Source organism: Vibrio ichthyoenteri ATCC 700023, assembly GCF_000222605.1.
GTDB lineage: Bacteria > Pseudomonadota > Gammaproteobacteria > Enterobacterales > Vibrionaceae > Vibrio > Vibrio ichthyoenteri.
Genome location: NZ_AFWF01000007.1, coordinates 47,409 through 67,556, shown reverse-complemented (window position 1 = coordinate 67,556; position 20,148 = coordinate 47,409). Strand labels below are relative to the sequence as shown.

17 protein-coding genes and 1 riboswitch are annotated in these 20,148 nt (G+C 45.6%); of the genes, 4 read left to right on the top strand and 13 right to left on the bottom strand.

Going from position 1 to position 20,148, the window contains the following annotated elements; translation table 11 throughout:
* Window positions 1–56 precede the first annotated feature (56 nt).
* From RH85_RS01300 to RH85_RS01270, 8 genes are all read right to left on the bottom strand, one after another.
* A complete protein-coding gene (locus RH85_RS01300; RefSeq protein ID WP_006710374.1) occupies window positions 57–1,277 on the bottom strand; it encodes a phosphopentomutase in 1,221 nt (406 codons plus the stop codon).
* 57 nt (window positions 1,278–1,334) lie between these two features.
* Window positions 1,335–2,663, bottom strand: coding sequence for a thymidine phosphorylase (deoA, locus tag RH85_RS01295; RefSeq protein WP_006710373.1), 1,329 nt, complete (start codon window positions 2,661–2,663; stop codon window positions 1,335–1,337).
* A gap of 227 nt (window positions 2,664–2,890) precedes the next feature.
* Window positions 2,891–3,670: a deoxyribose-phosphate aldolase gene (gene deoC, locus RH85_RS01290; protein ID WP_006710372.1), complete on the bottom strand. Its 780-nt coding sequence runs from the start codon at window positions 3,668–3,670 to the stop codon at window positions 2,891–2,893.
* A 525-nt stretch (window positions 3,671–4,195) separates the two neighbouring features.
* Window positions 4,196–5,500, bottom strand: coding sequence for a NupC/NupG family nucleoside CNT transporter (locus RH85_RS01285; RefSeq protein ID WP_005594108.1), 1,305 nt, complete (start codon window positions 5,498–5,500; stop codon window positions 4,196–4,198).
* Window positions 5,501–5,704: 204 nt separating this feature from the next.
* Window positions 5,705–6,478, bottom strand: a complete 774-nt coding sequence (locus RH85_RS01280; RefSeq protein WP_006710370.1) for a TatD family hydrolase — start codon at window positions 6,476–6,478, stop codon at window positions 5,705–5,707.
* The gene (locus RH85_RS22890) at window positions 6,478–6,630 is read right to left on the bottom strand and encodes a DUF5363 family protein (protein WP_006710369.1); all 153 of its coding nucleotides are present in this window, start codon (window positions 6,628–6,630) and stop codon (window positions 6,478–6,480) included. The genes RH85_RS01280 and RH85_RS22890 overlap by 1 nt, the downstream gene beginning before the upstream one ends.
* Window positions 6,631–6,649: 19 nt before the next feature.
* Window positions 6,650–7,423: a peroxide stress protein YaaA gene (gene yaaA, locus RH85_RS01275; RefSeq protein WP_006710368.1), complete on the bottom strand. Its 774-nt coding sequence runs from the start codon at window positions 7,421–7,423 to the stop codon at window positions 6,650–6,652.
* 108 nt (window positions 7,424–7,531) lie between these two features.
* A complete protein-coding gene (locus RH85_RS01270) occupies window positions 7,532–8,974 on the bottom strand; it encodes an alanine/glycine:cation symporter family protein (RefSeq protein ID WP_006710367.1) in 1,443 nt (480 codons plus the stop codon).
* A gap of 691 nt (window positions 8,975–9,665) precedes the next feature.
* On the opposite strand from RH85_RS01270, the gene RH85_RS01265 reads away from it, so the two are divergent.
* Entirely contained in the window at window positions 9,666–9,848 is a 183-nt protein-coding gene (locus RH85_RS01265; protein WP_006710366.1) for a DUF3545 family protein, read from the top strand.
* Window positions 9,849–10,058: 210 nt separating this feature from the next.
* Here the strand turns inward: RH85_RS01265 and RH85_RS01260 are convergent, their stop codons facing one another.
* From RH85_RS01260 to nfo, 3 genes are all read right to left on the bottom strand, one after another.
* Complete coding sequence (locus RH85_RS01260) at window positions 10,059–10,610, bottom strand: hemerythrin domain-containing protein (protein WP_006710365.1); 552 nt, start codon at window positions 10,608–10,610, stop codon at window positions 10,059–10,061.
* 166 nt (window positions 10,611–10,776) lie between these two features.
* A complete protein-coding gene (ung, locus tag RH85_RS01255) occupies window positions 10,777–11,460 on the bottom strand; it encodes a uracil-DNA glycosylase (RefSeq protein ID WP_039948351.1) in 684 nt (227 codons plus the stop codon).
* Between the two features lie 80 nt (window positions 11,461–11,540).
* Window positions 11,541–12,407, bottom strand: coding sequence for a deoxyribonuclease IV (gene nfo, locus RH85_RS01250; protein WP_006710363.1), 867 nt, complete (start codon window positions 12,405–12,407; stop codon window positions 11,541–11,543).
* A gap of 336 nt (window positions 12,408–12,743) precedes the next feature.
* On the opposite strand from nfo, the gene grcA reads away from it, so the two are divergent.
* The 3 genes from grcA to RH85_RS01235 all read left to right on the top strand — a co-directional run bounded on the left by grcA (window position 12,744) and on the right by RH85_RS01235 (window position 15,998).
* A complete protein-coding gene (grcA, locus tag RH85_RS01245; protein WP_005594091.1) occupies window positions 12,744–13,121 on the top strand; it encodes an autonomous glycyl radical cofactor GrcA in 378 nt (125 codons plus the stop codon).
* A gap of 243 nt (window positions 13,122–13,364) precedes the next feature.
* Window positions 13,365–13,452: riboswitch (cyclic di-GMP riboswitch) on the top strand.
* Between the two features lie 88 nt (window positions 13,453–13,540).
* Window positions 13,541–15,001 (top strand): N-acetylglucosamine-binding protein GbpA, encoded by a 1,461-nt coding sequence (gene gbpA / locus RH85_RS01240; RefSeq protein WP_006710362.1) that lies wholly within the window; start codon window positions 13,541–13,543, stop codon window positions 14,999–15,001.
* A 136-nt stretch (window positions 15,002–15,137) separates the two neighbouring features.
* Window positions 15,138–15,998 carry a LysR family transcriptional regulator gene (locus RH85_RS01235; RefSeq protein WP_006710361.1) on the top strand — a complete coding sequence of 287 codons (861 nt, stop codon included), beginning with the start codon at window positions 15,138–15,140 and terminating at the stop codon, window positions 15,996–15,998.
* Here RH85_RS01235 and RH85_RS01230 read toward each other — a convergent pair.
* Entirely contained in the window at window positions 15,934–16,713 is a 780-nt protein-coding gene (locus RH85_RS01230; protein WP_006710360.1) for a TSUP family transporter, read from the bottom strand. The genes RH85_RS01235 and RH85_RS01230 overlap by 65 nt on opposite strands.
* Window positions 16,714–16,906: 193 nt before the next feature.
* Window positions 16,907–20,137, bottom strand: a complete 3,231-nt coding sequence (carB, locus tag RH85_RS01225; RefSeq protein WP_006710359.1) for a carbamoyl-phosphate synthase large subunit — start codon at window positions 20,135–20,137, stop codon at window positions 16,907–16,909.
* Window positions 20,138–20,148: the final 11 nt, after the last annotated feature.

The following is a 20,148-nucleotide window of genomic DNA, read 5'->3' as shown; positions in this document are numbered from 1 at the left end:
TTCCTTTTCAAAATATAAGTAAGGCGTTACGACTATCCGCAACGCCATTAAGTAATTTACAAGAAGCTTTTGCCATAATCCATCGGAGATGTAGCAAAATAGCCAGCAAGCGACTGACCTATGTCAGCAAAGGTGTCACGCAAGCCTAATGAGCCGGCAGGAACCTTGTGACCATAGACAATCACTGGAATGTGCTCACGAGTATGATCAGTACCTTGCCACGTTGGATCGCAACCGTGATCAGCAGTCAGGATCAGGATGTCATCTTCTTGCATCAATTCTAGAACTTCGTTGATGCGACCATCGAAATATTCTAGCGCAGCGGCGTAACCCGCGACGTCACGGCGGTGACCGTAAGCAGAGTCAAAATCAACAAAGTTAGTGAAGACAATCGTGTTGTCACCTGCTTGCTTAATCTGCTCTAGCGTCGCTTCAAATAGCGCAGGGATACCGGTCGCTTTGACTTTTTTGCTGATACCACAGTTGGCGTAGATATCTGCAATCTTACCAATAGACACCACGTGGCCTTGCTTCTCTTCAACCAGTTTTTGCAATACGGTTGTTGCCGGTGGCTCAACCGACAAATCACGGCGGTTACCAGTGCGTTCAAACTGACCTTTACCTGGGCCAATGAATGGACGAGCGATAACACGGCCAATGTTGTAATCCGCTAATTCTTCACGAGCAATCTGGCACAGCTCAAGCAGACGATCCAAACCGAAAGTCTCTTCATGACAGGCAATCTGGAATACCGAATCCGCCGAGGTGTAGAAAATTGGCAAGCCAGTTTTCATGTGCTCTTCGCCAAGATCATCCAGCACTTGTGTGCCTGATGCATGGCAGTTACCGAGGTAATCTTCTAGGCCAGCACGCGCAAGAATTCGATCCGTTAGCTCTTTCGGGAAGCTATTGCTCTTATCGGTAAAGTAGCCCCAATCAAATAGCACTGGTACACCGGCAATTTCCCAGTGACCAGATGGAGTATCTTTACCAGAAGAGAGCTCAGCCGCATGGCCGTAAGCACCAATAATTTCGACGTCAGCCTCAAGGCCAGCAGCAAAATGACCGGTCGATTCTTTGTGCGCCATCGCCAAACCAAGCTTAGACAAGTTTGGCAGTTTCAATGCGCCACTGCGATCGGCGTTATCAGCTAAACCTTTGGCACATTGCTCAGCAATATGACCCATGGTATCTGCGCCAACATCACCAAACTGCGCAGCATCTGCAGTCTCACCAATACCAAATGAGTCTAGGACTAAAATAAATGCTCTTTTCATTACTCGTTCCTCAGGCCCACTTGGAATTCGTTATTATTAAGTAGGCCTTAATTAAGTTTAAACGTCTTCAGCGCGAATTTGACAATATACGTTTGGCGTTGGGGTGTACTCACCACCAATTTGAATCGCATTGCGCAGTGCTTTGGCCGCTTCTTGCCACTGCTCTTCTGAGCGAGCGTGAATCATTGCCAGTGGTGTATTCGCATCAGCGACTTCACCTAAGCGGATGAACTGGTCAAAACCAACCGCGTAGTCGATTTCATCTGTCGCCACACGGCGACCACCGCCCATAGAAACCACTGCCATACCAATCGCACGGGTATCCATCGCAGAAACCACACCATTTTGCTCAGCAAACACTGGCTTGATGATCTGCGCTTTTTCTAAATAGTTGTCGTAGTTAGCAACAAAGTCTGCCGGGCCACCAAGGCCTGCTACCATCTTGCCAAAACACTCTGCCGCTTTGCCGTTATCCAGTACTTCCATCAGCTTGGCATTCGCTTCTTCGCTGTCTTTCGCCAGCTTAGCCAACACCAACATTTCCGCACAAGATGCCAATGTCACTTCGAGCAAACGAGGGTTACGGTATTCACCGGTTAAGAAGCGCACCGCTTCGCGCACTTCAACCGCGTTGCCCGCAGATGAAGCCAGTACTTGGTTCATATCAGTCAGGATGGCGGTGTTTTTTGTGCCTGCGCCATTGGCAACGGCCACGATTGATTTTGCCAGCTCTTCTGATGCTTGGTAAGTTGGCATAAAGGCGCCTGAACCGACTTTGACATCCATCACCAGTGACTCAAGACCTGCAGCCAGTTTCTTAGACAGAATTGACGCGGTGATCAGTGAGATATTATCCACGGTTGCGGTAATATCACGCGTTGCGTATACACGCTTATCCGCTGGAGCAAGATCGCCCGTCTGACCGATGATCGCCACACCGGCGTCTTTAGTCACTTGACCAAAGACCTCATTGCTTGGAGTAATGTTGTAGCCAGGGATCGCTTCAAGTTTATCGAGCGTACCACCTGTGTGGCCTAAACCACGTCCAGAGATCATCGGTACGAAACCACCGCATGCTGCCACCATAGGGCCAAGCATTAGAGAAGTTACGTCACCCACGCCACCGGTTGAATGTTTATCAACAATCGGGCCACCGAAGTTCATGTGGCTCCAATCGATGACCATGCCTGAATCACGCATTGCGCACGTTAGGGCAATACGCTCTGGCATCGTCATTTCATTGAAGAAAATCGTCATCGCAAACGCAGCAATCTGACCTTCAGAAACAGTATTGTTTGCTACGCCTTGAATAAAGAAGTTGATCTCGTCGCTGGTCAGCACTTCGCCGTCGCGTTTTTTACGAATGATCTCTTGAGGTAAGTACATTAGTTCCTCCCATACTCGTGCGAGTTATGGTTGTAGGGAATAGAGGTAGAGATTGAAGTGATGGCTAGCACCACTTCATCAAACAGACAGAATTTTTACACCATCTTCTAAATAGTTGGAGCGGCAGCTAGGCAGCTAGTAAATTCGCTCTATGAGCATAGATAACTATGTGATTAGAGCGAATTTATGCAGCAAACAACGCTGCAGCTTCAAATATGACGAAGAGATTAGTACGCTGCTGGGTCAGCAGTTTCGTCTGTCACTTCTAATGTATTTAGTAGGCTTGTTAGTAGGCTTGATGCACCAAAACGGTAGTGGCGAGCATCAACCCAGTTGTCACCAAGAATGTCGTCAGCCATTGCAAGGTAAGCCGCTGCATCTTCAGCTGTACGTACACCACCCGCTGGTTTAAAACCAACAGTCTCAGCAACGCCCATATCACGAATCACTTCTAGCATCATACGTGCGAATTCTGGCGTCGCGTTTACTGGCACTTTACCTGTAGAGGTTTTGATAAAGTCAGCACCCGCTTCAATACAGATTTGAGAAGCTTGCTTGATTAGCGCTTCTTCTTTTAGCTCACCTGTTTCGATGATCACTTTCAGTAGCACGCTATCGCCACATGCCGCTTTACATTGCTTAACCAGCTCAGCGCCCACTTCCGCATTACCCGCAATAAGTGCACGGTAAGGGAATACAACGTCAACTTCATCTGCACCGTAAGCCACGGCCGCTTTGGTTTCTGCAACCGCGATATCGATATCATCGTTACCGTGTGGGAAGTTGGTTACCGTTGCGATACGTACATTTGGTGTACCTTGTTCGCGAAGTGTCTTCTTAGCAATAGGAATAAAGCGAGGGTAGATACAGATCGCAGCCGTATTGCCAACCGCTGTTTTCGCGTCATGACAAAGTGAAATTACTTTTGCATCTGTGTCGTCATCATTTAGCGTCGTTAGATCCATTAGTTGAAGTGCACGTAACGCTGCTGCTTTTAAATCGCTCATTTCTATCTCCGATAAGTATTCAAAAATGTGACTGCTTCTTGCCTTAAATAGTATAGGTTGAGAACGCAGTTATTGATGAACGGACTTGGTTCCTTGAAGACTCGTGGCAAATAGCGAATCTGCCCCAATTGCTATCCCTGTCACCGCACAGTACCAGTTTGGCCTATGGCACAACAATCTATGATTGCGGTGTCTTTAATATCATATCGTGCGCAAAAACGCTTGCGCTATATGCCGCTGGAGAGCATTGATTTGCTGACCAGTCAAAATTCATTGCTTAGTCGAATTCATTTCAACTCACATTGCATTGATGGCTCTACATTATCGACATTCACCGCAAAACTGTAGCAACAAAAAGAACGCAAACGGTTTGTATCTCAAAAAAGTTAGCTCGAACTTTAGTGCATGACTGAGGTGAAAAGCACCGCTAAACATGACCGTCAATATTCAAGCAAAAAAATACCCTGCAGCAATCTCTTGCTCCAGGGTATTGTTTCAAGTGACGTCTATATTATCGAGCGCTTATTACATGCTTGATAGTGTTAGACAGAAACCTGCAATTGTTGCTGCCATAAGGTTAGATAGCGTACCCGCAAGTACCGCTTTAACACCCATGCGTGCGATGTCGCTACGACGGCTTGGTGCTAGAGAACCTAGGCCACCTAGTAGAATTGCGATAGATGAAAGGTTCGCGAAACCACAAAGTGCAAATGAGATGATAGCCATTGTCTTCGGCGACATGATTTCGCCAGTCGCTGGAACTACCGCATCAGCAACCAATACACCGTCAACAAGGTGAGGGATGTATGGAGTGAAGTTTAGGTAAGCAACGAATTCGTTCACAACCAGTTTTTGACCGATGAATGAACCCGCAAAGATTGCTTCGTCCATTGGCACACCGATTAGGAATGCTAGTGGCGAGAACGCGTAACCTAGAATCAATTCTAGCGTCAGTTCAGGCATACCGAACCAACCACCGATACCACCAAGCATACCGTTGATTAGCGCGATTAGGCCTACGAATGCGATTAGCATTGCACCAACGTTAAGTGCTAGTTGTAGACCTGCTGCTGCGCCGCCTGCTGCTGCGTCAATAACGTTGGCAGGTTTGTCGTCGCCGCCGTCCATCGCTTCTTGGATGTCTTCTTGAGGCTTATCAACTTCTGGGTAAAGGATCTTAGCAAATAGTAGACCACCCGGAGCCGCCATGAACGATGCTGCTACTAGGTACTCTAGTGGCACGCCCATTTGCGCGTAACCTGCTAGTACACCACCAGCAACTGATGCTAGACCACCACACATTACTGCGAATAGTTCAGATTGCGTCATCTTAGGAACAAACGGACGAACCACTAGTGGTGCTTCAGTTTGACCTACGAAAATGTTAGCCGCTGCAGACATTGATTCAGCACGAGAAGTGCCAAGCGCTTTTTGTAGTGCGCCACCAAGAATGCGGATAACCCACTGCATAACGCCGATGTAGTAAAGAACCGAAATCAGTGCAGAGAAGAAAATTAGCGTTGGAAGTACGCGGAATGCGAAGATGAAACCGCCGCCGCCGAATAGTTCGAACATCTTGCCAGAAACAAGACCGCCGAATAGGAAGTCGGTACCTGCGTTACCATAGTTGATAACGTTAGAAACCCCTTGTGAAAAACCGTTTAATAGGTCACGGCCCCATGGTACGTACAGTACAAATGCACCAAGGATAAATTGGATAGCAAAAGCGCCACCCACAGTTCTAAAATTGATAGCTTTGCGGTTAGATGAGAATGCAAATGCAATAGCAAGAAGCACTACCATACCGACTAGGCTCATAAACAGGCTCATAGTTTATGACTTCCTTATAAGTTATTTGTTGGCGTGTTACAAAATGGAGCTCAAAAAGCGGGGCAATTATACTCATCCCACCTATGATAAAGTAATGCGCCCCTCACACTTTCTTATAAGATTCAGCCATTGTTCAATCATAAGTGTGATCAAGATCAACAATCAAAGCTGTAAAATTCACAAGTCGTACAAACAATTTAGAATTTATTCACAAATTTTCAGGGCCAAATTGCTATTATACCAAACGTTATTAGCAACCGTTTGCCTATCTTTTTTCTGCAATTGAGCCAGTTGCTCTAAAATCAGAGGCAAACGTTTGGGATGATTCGATTCGCCTTGATAACCCATTAATGGCATATCAGGTGCGTCGGTTTCTAACACCAAAGACGAAAGCGGTAATTGCGCCACAGCTTGACGCGTTTTATTGGCGCGTGGATAGGTAATCACGCCTCCGACACCAAGATAAAAGCCCAAATCAACAAACTGTTTTGCTTGCTGGTAGCTACCCGAAAAACCATGCAAGATACCACCATATGCAAAGCGTGATTGTTTGAGCAATTGGATCAGCCGATTGTGGGTTTTTCGTCCATGGAGAATCAGTGGTAATTGAGCCTGTTGTGCCAATTCCACCTGAGCAATGAAAAAGGCCTCTTGCAAGGCCATTGGCACATCCACCATCGCATCCAAACCACACTCACCAATTGCGACACAACGTGAATCACGAGTGGCAATTTTCGCGTCCAAAATAGCGATGTCACCGAGTGACTGCTGAGCGAGAAAGTAAGGGTGAAAGCCCATTGCGTAATAAAGTGATGAAAACTGCTGACTAAGCGATTCTAGACGTGACCAGTTTTCTCTCCCCGTTGCGGGTAAGAGTAACCGCTCAACACCCGCTTGTTGCGCGAGCTGAATATGTTGCTCAACATCTGATTCAAAAGGGGCAAAATCTAGATGGCAATGGGTATCAAAAAGGCGCATTACCGCTGCGCCTTAGAGGAGTGTTTGGATTGTTCTTGTGCGCTTGGCTCCGCACGGTAAGCGACGCAACTGCGCTTATTCTCTGGGGTTAGCCCCATCGACAAGCACCATTGATCATACTTTTTTAACCAGCGCTTAAACCAAGTCCACATAACTTATCCTTATTTACTTTTATTGCTCTGCGCGCTTAAACATCAACTCCGTTGGCGTTGACTCTTCTTCGACAAAGTAATAACCCGCCACATCAAATTGAGTCAGATCCGCAACACTTGAGATGCGATTCTCGATAATATAGCGCGCCATCATGCCACGCGCTTTTTTCGCGTAAAAGCTAATCACTTTAAACTGACCATTTTTACAATCTTTAAAGATTGGCGTAATCACCTGTGCATCAAGCGCCTTTGGTTTCACCGCTTTAAAATATTCATTAGACGCTAGATTGATCAGCACATTGTCACCTTGCTCGCTGATCGCTTGGTTGAGCTTGTCAGTGATCACATTTCCCCAGAACTGATACAAGTTACTGCCATTATCATTGGCAAGCTTGGTTCCCATCTCAAGGCGGTAGGGTTGCATGAGGTCTAGCGGCTTGAGTAAACCATATAAGCCAGACAGCATGCGCAAATGTTGCTGTGCGTAGTCGAAATCGTCTTCTGACAGCGTTTGAGCATCTAACCCCGTATAGACATCGCCTTTAAACGCTAAAATAGCCTGACGGGCGTTATGGGGCGTAAACGTCTCATTCCACTCTTGGAAGCGACCCACATTCAAATCGGCAATTTTATCGCTCACCTTCATCAAGCTCGCGACATCTGCAGGCGTCAACTTACGACATACATCTATCAACTGCTTAGAGTACTCAACCAACTCCGGCTGGGTGAACTTTTCGGTCGCCAGTGGCGATTCATAATCTAAGGTCTTGGCAGGGGAAACAACAATCAGCATGACTTTACTCTTCCATTTATCATCAGCTTCTTAGAGTACAAAAAAAGCCATGCAATGTCTGCATGGCTTTATGTATCGATTTAATCGTTCAAATCTATAACGATGAAATTAGTCTTTTGTGTCACTTTTATCGTTTGTGTACCAGATACCTTCTTCAAGCTGAGACTTCAGCTCTGGGTAATCATTCGCATCAAACGTTGGCAATTTGCCTTCTTTTAACTGACGGTTGTAGTCTTTAGCCAGTTTAATCACGATGCCTGACAACAAGATAATCGCCACCAAGTTAACTATTGCCATAAGACCCATAGACACATCAGCTAGAGCCCATACCACTGGTAGTGACGCGAGTGCACCGAACATTACCATGCCAAGTACGATCACACGGAAGATACCTAGACCGGCCTTGTGGTTATGCTCTAGGAAGATCAAGTTCGTTTCTGCGTACGAGTAGTTGGCAATAATCGATGTAAAGGCAAAGAAGAAGATCGCAACAGCAACAAAGATGCTACCCCAATCACCCACTTGCGAGCTCAAGGCTGCTTGAGTTAATTCGATACCCGTAACTTGGCCACCTGGTACAAACTCACCCGACATCAGGATGATTGAAACCGTTGCAGAACAGATCACGATGGTGTCCATGAACACGCCCAGCATCTGTACATAACCTTGTGATGCAGGGTGCGGCGGATAAGGTGTCGCAGATGCCGCCGCGTTTGGCGCAGAACCCATACCCGCTTCGTTCGAGAACAAGCCACGTTTTACGCCGTTAATCATTGCTTGAGCAATCGCATAGCCCACGCCACCGGCAGCAGCTTCTTGCAGACCAAATGCACTCTTAACGATCAAAGTTAAGATTGCTGGTAATTTTTCGATATTAGCAAACATGACAAACAGCGCGAGTGCGAGGTACGCCGTTGCCATAACCGGTACAACCAATTCAGCGACACGTGCAATACGCTTGATACCACCAAAGATAACAATGGCAGAAAGCAGCACAACCACAATACCAACATACTTATCTTCCCAACCAAATGCGTTGTGCATTGCGTTGGCAATCGAGTTAGCTTGTACTGCGTTGAAAACCAGGCCAAAAGCGATGATAAGGAAAATAGAGAACAACACGCCCATCCAGCGCATGCCCAAACCTTTTTCCATGTAGTAAGCTGGACCACCACGGTAGTTACCGTCGTCATCTTTTGTTTTGTATAACTGTGCAAGCGTGCTTTCGGCAAATGACGTTGCCATGCCAAGCATTGCAATTAGCCACATCCAGAAGATAGCACCTGGGCCACCAGCGGTTAGTGCAACAGCAACACCGGCCATGTTACCTGTACCAACACGTGCAGCGAGACTGGTACAAAGAGCTTGGAAAGAAGAGATACCAGCTTTGTCTGCTTTACGACTGTTCTTCAATACTGAGAACATGTGGCCAAAATGGCGGAACTGAATGAATCCAAGACGGATAGTGAAGTAAACGCCCACGCCGACTAAAAGATAAACAAGAATCGACCCCCAAAGCAGGTCATTCATTAAATTGATTAAGTCTGTCATAACATCCTCATAGTGAGTTTCGTCGATCTTGCTTCCTTGCCATCCATCTAGTTGCGTCACTAAGTGTCAATTCTTAGTAGTGTAAGTATTATTTTTGGCAACTGAGATATGTAAAACTCGCTTCATGCTTCCGTTTCACTTACCGACGTAATTTTTGACGGGCGGATAATGCAGTGAAGAATAGCAAAAATCAATATGCAAAAAGATTCATTATGATGTTATTTTTCACTATAAACTCACTAATAGTTAACACAAAAAAGAACAAATCAGCCACAAAACCAGCACAACACCATTAACTATTAACAACAAGCCTAATCTATCAATATCAATAGAAACGCCATTCCATAAAAACAGACTAACGCCTTGTCTCTACTGGTTTTACCAGCAAAATAGTGTGATTTATCCCCCATTTTGCATGTTACCTACAAGATGAGCGGAGATGTGTAAGCTTGAGCTCTATTTTCGCGCCAACTTAAAACAGCCAGTTAACATCAAAAATAGCTAAAATAAATCGTTTGCACACTGACGAATGGACATTTTTTATACAGAACGAGTTTCTAAAAAGGTACTTCGAGCACAAAAAGCCATAAAAATTTCATTGGATCGCAACAAATGAGAAATCAATCATAGATACCCTTTAATCTCAATGGTATTTAATCTAACCAATAATAACGTACAACAGAGGTGGCATATGGATGGCTTAAACTTTGATGACATGATGGAGATGGACTTCTCTCGAGGTCGCTCAGCAAAATCAAAACCTGTTAAACGTAAATGGAGAGAAATTGAGGCAATTCAAGATCGTCGTCGCTTAGAAAAAGAACTGCTTGATATGGATATCGGTTTAGATAAGTTGGAAAACTTAGAATTTTAGACTCAACATTAGCAATAATTTCAACCGTGATTCGCGGCGAGAATAACGGATCATTTTTCCATGCTATAGACGAGAATTATCGTTGCCTTTGCGTCGGCAAGGGCCATTTCTCAACAAACGATTTGAACTGACTAAACGATATAGAGGCACTAAAACGCCTCTATATTAATTCATACATGACTTTGCTGTTTATCGCTAAAGCGGCTCTAACTAGATGCATTCTTTATCCGTTGCCCGAACTCGCTGCGCAAGTTGTGCGTATTGCTCGGCAATGGTATCACCAAAAACAGGATCGTCATCTTTACCACTATAAAGCATCTCAACTTGCTGCCAATCTTCAACGCTAAAGTGATCGCAAATCATGGGTAAAATGCTTTGCTCTTCGAGCTCTAGATGTGATTTCTGCGCATTCATAAATGCTTCTAGCTGCTCTATAAACAAATGATGCGGAACAACAGCATCTTGCAAAATCATCTCCACAATATTATCGAACGCATGCGTTTTGCACTCGAGTAATTTGTGCTCAAAGGCTAAGTTATCCATATCATCATGAGCGCCATAGTGCTCACGGTAATAATGATAAAGAATATCCTCTTTCGGGTGATGATGTTTCTCTGAATATTCAGACAAGTAGTCAACCACCTCTTTGATCAAACTGTAATTAACTGGCTGTTCTTGCTTAAGTAACTCTACTTTATTCGCAAGAATGGCAAGCAAGCGCACCATGTAGCCATGTTCACGCCTGATCTGTTCAATCATCATAGCGTTTCTCCTTAAACACACAATCTTTGTAAGTGTATAAGAAAACGCCAATAAAGGTTTAGATGCTGTTCAAAAAAAGATCATGACACAGCGTGAAATCAATGCGACTGACTGAAAAATAAAGGGAAGCGTTGTTCGCTTCCCTCTAGGATCAATTGATGCGTCTTTAAATTTGCTCTGGAAGCGTCCAATCAATTGGCGTTAAGCCTTGCGTCATCAAATGCTGATTGGCGAGAGAGAAGTGCTGACAACCAAAAAAACCACGATGAGCAGAAAGTGGTGATGGATGCGGGGCTTCAAGTACATGATGCTTTGAACGATCAATAAAGCGCCCTTTCTTCTGCGCGTGCGCGCCCCACAAAAGAAATACAATGCCACTGCCATGCAGATTCAAGGCTTCTATTACTTTGTCAGTATAAGCTTCCCAGCCTGTGGTTTTGGCGTGTGAATGCGCTTTACCTTGTTCAACCGTCAACACAGTATTAAGCAATAACACCCCTTGCTCAGCCCAAGATTGTAAATAGCCATGTTGAGGAATAGTAAATCCATCCACATCTTGCGCGAGTTCTTTATACATATTAACCAGCGATGGCGGCGTTTTTATTCCCGGTAATACCGAGAAGCATAAACCATGCGCTTGGTTTGGGCCGTGATAAGGATCTTGGCCTAAAATCACCACTTTTACCTGATCAAATGGCGTTGCCTCAAAGGCATTGAAGACGGTATCTTCCGCAGGAAAAATTACCTTTCCTTCGGCACGCTGTGCGGCGATATAGCTCAGCGTTTGCTGAAAATAAGGTTGCTGCTGCTCGTCACCGATCACATCATCCCAAGTTGATAGCTGAGTCATCATGATTGTCCTCTATATAGATGCGCATTATTGTCGCAAAAAATAAGGTAAAAACGAATCAGCAAGATACACGTTTGCAATTACGCTTGATTATGCCATTCACGCAACTGCTTGATCTCTGCAGACCACAACTCAGGTTCAATCGTTTCGAGAATCAAAGGAATAGCGTCAAAGCGACTGTCTTTGGCAATGTACTCAAAACAAGCCCAACCGATCGCCCCTTTACCTAGCGCATGGTGCCTATCAACCTTACTGCCTAAGGTCGATTTAGAGTCGTTAATATGCATCGCTCGTAAATACTGCATACCGACCACTTGCTCAAACTCAGCAAACGTTGCTTCACACGCTTCATGACTCGAAAGATCATAGCCCGCGGCAAACGTGTGGCAAGTATCCAAACAAACACCAACGCGAGACTTATCTTCAACTTGCTCGATAATCGCTGCAAGATGTTCAAATTTCCAACCAAGATTAGAGCCTTGCCCTGCGGTGTTTTCGATTACGGCAATCACCTCAGGTACCGCTTGATGGGCTAAGTTGATCGATTCTGCAATCTTAGCCAAGCACTCGGCTTCAGAGATCTTATTAAGGTGGCTACCTGGATGGAAATTCAACAGCGTTAAACCGAGTTGATGGCAACGCTCCATTTCATCAATAAAAGCGGCACGCGATTTTTCTAACTTTTCTTGTTCCGGAGCCCCCAAATTAATCAGGTATGAGTCATGAGGCAGAATATGCTCAGCGTTAAAACCGAGCATTTTACAGTTCGCTTTGAAGGCGCTAATGGTTTTAGCTTCAAGTGGTTTTGCCACCCATTGACGTTGATTTTTGGTAAACAATGCAAACGCATTGGCACCAATTTCGCGCGCGCGCATCGGTGCTTGGTCAACACCACCGGCCGCAGACACATGCGCACCGATATACTTAGTTCCGAAGTTTTTGTTCATGTTATTTAATCACTTTGCTCTTTCAGTTTGGCTACCACCTAACAAGTAGTTAACCCGCATAGTTGACTTAAAAACAGTCATTTTGTAGTAAAATTACAACAAAATGACCATTGTAACTATTTTTTATATTATAAAATAAAATGTAATCTACTAGTTTTAAAGAGTTTTGTTGATTTAACTCAATAAAATCACCTTCAAAAAAATAAGGTTTTTAGTTGTTTTTTGACCTAAATCAATATTATTATAATGGATATTAGCTATATAATACTTAGCTCAACAAAAATATTGAAAATTAACACCAATAACACCACAGAAAATGTGGATTAGGAGACAGTAATGATTCAAGGTATTCAGATTACTAAAGCGGCTAACGACGATCTACTAAACTCTATCTGGCTACTAGACAGCGAAAAGAACGAAGCACGTTGTGTTGCGGCATCTGCTGGCTACCAAGCTGACCAAGTTATTGCTATTAACGATCTAGGTGAATACGAAAGCCGCGAAGTGGCAATCGAAACTGCACCACGCATTGAAGGTGGTCAACACCTAAACGTAAACGTTCTACGTCGCGAAACTCTTGAAGACGCAGTTGCTCACCCAGAGAACTACCCACAGCTAACTATCCGTGTATCGGGTTACGCTGTACGTTTCAACTCTCTAACAACAGAGCAGCAACGCGACGTTATCGCACGTACGTTCACTGAATCTCTATAATTTAGCTCGTCACTGACGAAGGTAAATCTTTAGACACACATTTGAAAAGCAGGCCTTGGCCTGCTTTTCTTTTCTGCGTACTCCAAACGCGGTGAGGCTACCGTAAATAGACCACAAAACAATCTATCCCGGAGTCATAAAATAAAGTGTAAAAAAAAGCATACCAAAGGAGATTTTCATTCCATCTTCTGCTGGATTTTATCGCTGTAAATCCACTTTGTAAGCTAAATTACCCGCGCTAAAACACACTGTCGGCAAACCATTTGAAAAAATGGGACGCAAAGCTTCCGGTCTAACGATAATTCTTATCTACGATAGCGGAGCCGCCACTTGATCGCTCAATCAAGTGTTGAGGGTATATCGCCCTTTTCACATGCCGAGGTGTGGCAATTTTTTGTCAACCTAAAAAGGAACATGTGATGAAATCACGTCCAAATAAAACCTTATTGGCACTCGCTCTTACCGCTCTAAGTGGGCAAGTAGCCGCACATGGCTACGTCTCTGCGTTTAATGATGGCATTGCGGCAGGCCGTGTTGCACTATGTAAATATCCAACTTCCGATACCAATGAGAAAAATAGCAACTGTGGTGCGATTCAATATGAACCACAAAGTGTTGAAGGACCAGAAGGTTTCCCAGAAGCTGGCCCAGCAGATGGCAAAATTGCCAGCGCACAATCAGTACTCGCAACTGCGTTAGACGAGCAGACAGCCGATCGTTGGGTTAAGCGCCCAATCACTGCTGGCCAGCAAAACTTTGAGTGGACCTTTACTGCCAACCACGTCACCCGCGATTGGAAATACTACATCACTAACGCAGACTGGAATCCAAATGCTCAACTATCCAGAGCATCATTCGATCTCAATCCATTCTGTGTCGTTGAAGGCAATATGGTGCAACCGCCAAAGCAAGTTAGCCACGCGTGTAACGTCCCTGAACGTAAGGGCTACCATGTCATTTTAGCGGTTTGGGATGTGGGTGATACTGCCGCTGCATTCTACAATGTGATTGACGTGCAATTCGATGGTCAAGGTCCTGTTCTTCCAGAATGGAATCAAGCAGGCCAGATCTCACCAACACTCGATCTAAATATTGGTGATCGCGTCTTTACCCGCGTATTTGATCACGCTGGAGAGAATAACAGCTACCGCACTGAACTCACGATTGACAGTGAAGCGCTGACACAAGCTAAAAACTGGTCTTATGCTCTCGCAAGCAAAATTAACCAAGAGCAAAGCAGCATTAAGGCAGGCCAGCACAAACAAGGCAGCTTTACACCAATCTATGGCACAAACCCAGTTTACTTACAGGCAGATAGCCAGCTAACTCGCGTAGAAATTGGTTACGACATCGAAACCGTCGTACCAGATTACGCACTCACTGTAGCTGGTTTGCAGTCTGAATACACGATTACAGAGCAACCAACTGAGCTGGCATTGACGCTAAGCGCAACTGGCGATCTACAAGCTGAATTAACCGTCTATAACCATGATCGTGAACCTCTTGCAAGCTGGAGTGGCGAACTAACAGATGGCCAATCTCAAGCGGTTGATCTCGCGCTAACCAAATCGCAAGCGGGCCACCACATGTTGATTAGCCGCATCAAAGATCAAGCCGGCAACTTAATCAATCAAGAAACATTGGATTTCCATCTTGTGGCTGAGGTAACACCACCACCAGCGGGCGACTATGATTTTGTCTTCCCTAACGGCCTTGATAACTACACTGCTGACACAAAAGTGTTAGCGAGCGATGGTCAAGTTTATCAATGTAAACCTTTCCCATACTCAGGCTACTGCTCACAGTGGACTGAAAACGCAACCCAATACCAACCAGCAACCGGTTCTCATTGGACAATGGCATGGGATAAAGTGAATTAAAGCTCACCACTGCCGAGCTTGAATTCCTATCCGATCACAGAAATACCACGGCACTCTTAGTAGTGCCGTTTTTTATGTGCGCTCTACGTAAACTTGCGTTACATTGCCATTCATTCCTCTTATTCATAAGTACCTCATGTTACTTGAAGGCATAGAAACACTGGTCACGCTCAGCAAAGCGAAAACCATGAGTCGCACGGGTAGTTTGCTCTACATTAGCCAGTCGGCGGTCAGTAAGCGCATTGCAAACTTGGAAAAAAAACTGGGTAAAAAGTTGATTGTGCCTGATGGAAGAAATGTGCGCTTAACTCGTGAAGCGATCAACCTAATTGAAAGCATCAGCCCAACCTTTAATGAATTACGAGGGTTGATTTATGAACAGCAAAACGTCATTGAAAACAGTACGCTCACGCTTGATTGCTCAGAAACGTTAGTGGCGGGTTACTTAGCGGCGGTTTTGGGTGAGTGTTTCAACCACGATCCTTACTTAACCATCACCACCAACCATACCCCTCGAATTGTTGAACACGTTCAATCGGGTAAAGCGCACATCGGTATTTGTGCAGGTAACCTACCCTCTCATCACCAATTGAAGGTATTTCATTTATTTGATGAGCCTTTTTACATTGTCTTTGATCGTCACTTGCCATCGCTACCAGCGACCATCATTACCAATGATCTCTCGAATCCGGCCAATTCATATCAGCAAGCCATTTTAAGCCAACTGAACATGCACCCAATCATGCAAATGGACTCTTACGCTGCCGCAGCCACACTTGCACTCTCGGGAATCGCACCCGCATTAGTGCCGTTATCAGTCATTCAATCACTCAAAATTGAACGCCATCATTGCCATCACTTTGCGCCGTTACAGTCACTCTCACGTTCAATCAATATCTGTCTTCGCCCTTCATCGTACCGCAACAAACGCATTAAAACATTGATAGCAACCATTGCTGATGCTGCTGCCAAAGTAACTTTGCAGCCATCAACATAGACATCACAATGACCAAGGGCCTGATCCATTTTTGACCTTTGGTTACCACCACTCGCGCGCCAAGTTGCGCCCCCATAAAACCACCGATCGCCATCACGAAGCCAAGCTCCCACACCGGCAAGCCAGCCAGAATAAAAAACAACAACGCGGCAATGTTCGAAGTAAAATTGAGCACCTTAGTTCGCGCGGTTGCATCCACTAAAGAGAAATGCCCCAGCGCGACGAAACAAACAGTAAAAATCGATCCCGTTCCTGGACCGAAGAACCCATCATAAAAACCGACTCCGCCGCCAACACAAAAGGCAAACATCGCTTCAGATATCTTGGCTTGGCCTTGTTGCTCACGAGTCTTGGGCATTAACAAGAAATAGAGTGAGATCACCACCAGCAAAATAGGGATCAAACTGGTTAACACCCCAGCATCGATATGCTGCACAGATTCAGCACCGACCGCAGAACCAATAAAGGTGCAGGCAATCGCCAATCTCATCTCTTTAATACTAACTATGCCATTGCGCACAAAGTACCAAGTGGCGGAAAAGCTACCAAACGAGCTTTGCAACTTATTAGTAGCTAAGGCTTGAGTGGGCGGAACACCCGCGGCAAGTAACGCTGGCAGGGTTAATAAACCGCCCCCACCAGCCATCGCATCGATGAAGCCAGCCAAAGTCGCAACCAAAAAAAGTAGAGAAAGTATTTCGAAAGAGAGTTCCATTTTATTCACACCAATAAATCCAATGGCGCTACGTTATCACTAGTAAAACAATTGAGTTAACGAAAGATTCGATTACAACCTATTCCCTATTTTCATCATTTCCTGTTCCAACTTTCTACACCAACCTGCGATAAACATTCGCCCAAAAAAAAGCCCGCTCAACTGAGCGGGCTTAATGTAGCTAATCGTACTGTTATGCTTGAGATGCTTTTACTTTCGCATGCAATTCTTGGACTGAAGTTACCGAACTCTTCGCGTCTGCAGTCTGTGCCATACAAGTAGCAAACGCTGCGTTTAGCGTAGTGGTGTAGTTCACCTTCTCAGCCAGAGCACCACGACGAAGAACTTTAGAGTCTTCAATCGCTTGACGGCCTGCAGCGGTATTGACGATGTAGGTGTATTCATTGTTCTTGATACGGTCAAGAATATGAGGACGACCTTCATGAACCTTGTTTACCAAGCGAGGGTTAATGCCCGCTTCACCAAGGATAACCGCCGTACCATGCGTTGCATCCAGTTGGTAACCAAGCTTAACCAGCTTAGAAGCTAAATCCACCACTCGTTGCTTATCGCCTTCACGAACTGACAGTAGCGCACGGCCACCTTCAGGGTAAACGCTGCCACAACCAAGTTCTGCTTTTGCATACGCTTCAGCAAACGTCGCGCCAACACCCATAACCTCACCCGTTGAGCGCATTTCTGGGCCTAACAATGGGTCAACACCTGGGAACTTGTTGAACGGCAACACCACTTCTTTTACTGAGTAGTACGGTGGGATGATCTCTTTAGTAAAGCCTTGCTTTTCAAGAGATTGACCCGCCATTACGCGCGCAGCAATTTTCGCTAGTGGTGCACCTGTCGCTTTCGAAACAAACGGTACGGTACGTGCCGCACGTGGGTTCACTTCGATAAGGTAAACTTCATTGTCTTTAACCGCAAACTGCGTATTCATCAGGCCACGAACACCCAATTCAAACGCTAGCTTTTCTACTTGCTCACGCATCACATCTTGGATTTCTTGGCTTAACGTGTAAGCAGGAAGAGAACATGCTGAGTCACCTGAGTGAACACCCGCTTGTTCGATATGCTCCATGATGCCGCCGATAACAACGCGCTCACCGTCACAAATCGCATCAACGTCAACTTCAACCGCGTCGTCTAAGAAGCTATCAAGTAATACTGGGGATTCGTTCGATACGCTCACCGCTTCGTTGAAGTAGCGACGTAGGTCTTGCTCATCGTAAACGATTTCCATCGCACGACCACCCAGAACATATGATGGGCGAACCACTAATGGGAAGCCAATTTCACGCGATTTTTCTACCGCTTGCTCCATGGTGGTTACCGTTACGTTTTGTGGCTGAAGTAAACCTAAACGGTCTACGGCAACTTGGAAGCGCTCACGGTCTTCTGCACGGTCAATCGCATCAGGGCTAGTACCAATGATTGGCACACCTGCCGCTTCTAACGCACGTGCCAGTTTCAGTGGCGTTTGACCGCCGTACTGAACGATAACGCCTTTTGGCTTTTCAACACGCGCAATCGCTAATACATCTTCCAGAGTTACTGGTTCGAAGTACAGACGGTCTGAAGTGTCGTAATCTGTCGACACAGTCTCAGGGTTACAGTTGACCATAATGGTTTCGTAACCATCTTCACGTAGCGCTAGTGATGCGTGTACACAACAGTAGTCAAATTCAATACCTTGGCCGATACGGTTAGGACCGCCACCCAAAATCATGATCTTGTCTTTGTCGGTTGGGTTCGCTTCACACTCGTCATCGTATGAAGAGTACATGTATGCGGTATCTGAAGAGAATTCCGCCGCACAAGTATCAACACGCTTGTAAACAGGATGAATATCGAACTGGTCACGCAAGCGACGAATTTCGCTTTCCGCTACACCAAGCAGTTTTGATAAACGCGTATCCGCGAAACCTTTACGTTTCAGCTTACGCAGTAGATCTTCGGTCAAACCAGCAAAGCCGCCCGCTTTAACCACTTCTTCCGTTTTCACTAGGTCTTCAATTTGAACTAGGAACCAACGGTCGATTTGCGTTAGGTTGAACACGCCATCAACGGATAGACCTGCACGGAATGCATCGGCGATATACCAAATACGCTCTGCGCCTGCTTCTTTTAGCTCATGACGGATTTTTGATAGTGCGTCAGGTGAATCTAAGTCCACCATCTCATCAAAACCGTTCGCGCCTACTTCTAGGCCGCGTAGTGCTTTTTGCAATGACTCTTGTTGGTTACGGCCGATAGCCATCACTTCACCAACTGACTTCATTTGCGTGGTCAGACGGTCATTTGCACCAGCAAATTTCTCGAAGTTAAAACGAGGAATCTTAGTCACAACGTAATCGATTGTCGGTTCAAATGATGCTGGCGTTGCGCCACCTGTGATGTCGTTCATCAACTCATCAAGCGTGAAGCCAACCGCCAATTTCGCTGCTACTTTTGCAATCGGGAAGCCAGTTGCTTTTGAAGCCAATGCAGAAGAGCGAGATACACGTGGGTTCATCTCGATGATAACCATACGGCCATCTTTCGGGTTAATACCAAACTGAACGTTCGAACCACCGGTTTCCACACCAATCTCACGCAGTACCGCTAGAGAAGCGTTACGCATCAGTTGGTATTCTTTATCGGTTAGTGTCTGTGCCGGAGCCACGGTGATTGAGTCACCAGTGTGGATACCCATTGGGTCGAAGTTTTCAATCGCACACACGATGATGCAGTTGTCGTTTTTGTCACGAACCACTTCCATCTCGTACTCTTTCCAACCAATCAATGATTCATCGATTAGTAGCTCGTTGGTTGGTGATAGATCCAGACCACGACGACAGATTTCTTCAAACTCTTCTTTGTTGTATGCAATACCGCCACCCGTGCCACCCATGGTGAACGAAGGACGAATGATACAAGGGAAGCCAACCATATCGAGAACTTTGTAAGCTTCTTCCATGGTCTTCGCTGTATCCGCCGTTGGACACTCAAGGCCAATCGACTTCATTGCTTTATCAAAGCGAGAACGGTCTTCTGCTTTATCAATTGCATCCGCCGTTGCACCGATCATCTCTACGCCAAACTCAGCAAGAACACCGTGTTTCTCTAAGTCTAGTGCACAGTTAAGCGCCGTTTGGCCGCCCATCGTAGGCAGTACCGCATCTGGACGCTCTTTTTCAATGATCTTGCGTACCACTTCCCACTGGATAGGTTCGATGTAAGTTGCATCGGCCATATCAGGGTCAGTCATGATGGTTGCAGGGTTTGAGTTTACTAGGATAACTCGGTAACCCTCTTCACGCAGTGCTTTACACGCTTGTGCGCCAGAGTAGTCAAACTCACATGCCTGACCGATTACAATCGGACCAGCACCAAGAATTAGAATACTTTGAATGTCAGTACGTTTTGGCATTATCTACTACT

Bases quoted from the DNA above. Each gene is read 5' to 3' on its own strand.
- RH85_RS01300 (WP_006710374.1), bottom strand. From the start codon at position 1,277: ATGAAAAGAGCATTTATTTTAGTCCTAGACTCATTTGGTATTGGTGAG.
- deoA (WP_006710373.1), bottom strand. From the start codon at position 2,663: ATGTACTTACCTCAAGAGATCATTCGTAAAAAACGCGACGGCGAAGTG.
- deoC (WP_006710372.1), bottom strand. From the start codon at position 3,670: ATGAGCGATTTAAAAGCAGCAGCGTTACGTGCACTTCAACTAATGGAT.
- RH85_RS01285 (WP_005594108.1), bottom strand. From the start codon at position 5,500: ATGAGCCTGTTTATGAGCCTAGTCGGTATGGTAGTGCTTCTTGCTATT.
- RH85_RS01280 (WP_006710370.1), bottom strand. From the start codon at position 6,478: ATGCGCCTTTTTGATACCCATTGCCATCTAGATTTTGCCCCTTTTGAA.
- RH85_RS22890 (WP_006710369.1), bottom strand. From the start codon at position 6,630: ATGTGGACTTGGTTTAAGCGCTGGTTAAAAAAGTATGATCAATGGTGC.
- yaaA (WP_006710368.1), bottom strand. From the start codon at position 7,423: ATGCTGATTGTTGTTTCCCCTGCCAAGACCTTAGATTATGAATCGCCA.
- RH85_RS01270 (WP_006710367.1), bottom strand. From the start codon at position 8,974: ATGACAGACTTAATCAATTTAATGAATGACCTGCTTTGGGGGTCGATT.
- RH85_RS01265 (WP_006710366.1), top strand. From the start codon at position 9,666: ATGGATGGCTTAAACTTTGATGACATGATGGAGATGGACTTCTCTCGA.
- RH85_RS01260 (WP_006710365.1), bottom strand. From the start codon at position 10,610: ATGATGATTGAACAGATCAGGCGTGAACATGGCTACATGGTGCGCTTG.
- ung (WP_039948351.1), bottom strand. From the start codon at position 11,460: ATGACTCAGCTATCAACTTGGGATGATGTGATCGGTGACGAGCAGCAG.
- nfo (WP_006710363.1), bottom strand. From the start codon at position 12,407: ATGAACAAAAACTTCGGAACTAAGTATATCGGTGCGCATGTGTCTGCG.
- grcA (WP_005594091.1), top strand. From the start codon at position 12,744: ATGATTCAAGGTATTCAGATTACTAAAGCGGCTAACGACGATCTACTA.
- gbpA (WP_006710362.1), top strand. From the start codon at position 13,541: ATGAAATCACGTCCAAATAAAACCTTATTGGCACTCGCTCTTACCGCT.
- RH85_RS01235 (WP_006710361.1), top strand. From the start codon at position 15,138: ATGTTACTTGAAGGCATAGAAACACTGGTCACGCTCAGCAAAGCGAAA.
- RH85_RS01230 (WP_006710360.1), bottom strand. From the start codon at position 16,713: ATGGAACTCTCTTTCGAAATACTTTCTCTACTTTTTTTGGTTGCGACT.
- carB (WP_006710359.1), bottom strand. From the start codon at position 20,137: ATGCCAAAACGTACTGACATTCAAAGTATTCTAATTCTTGGTGCTGGT.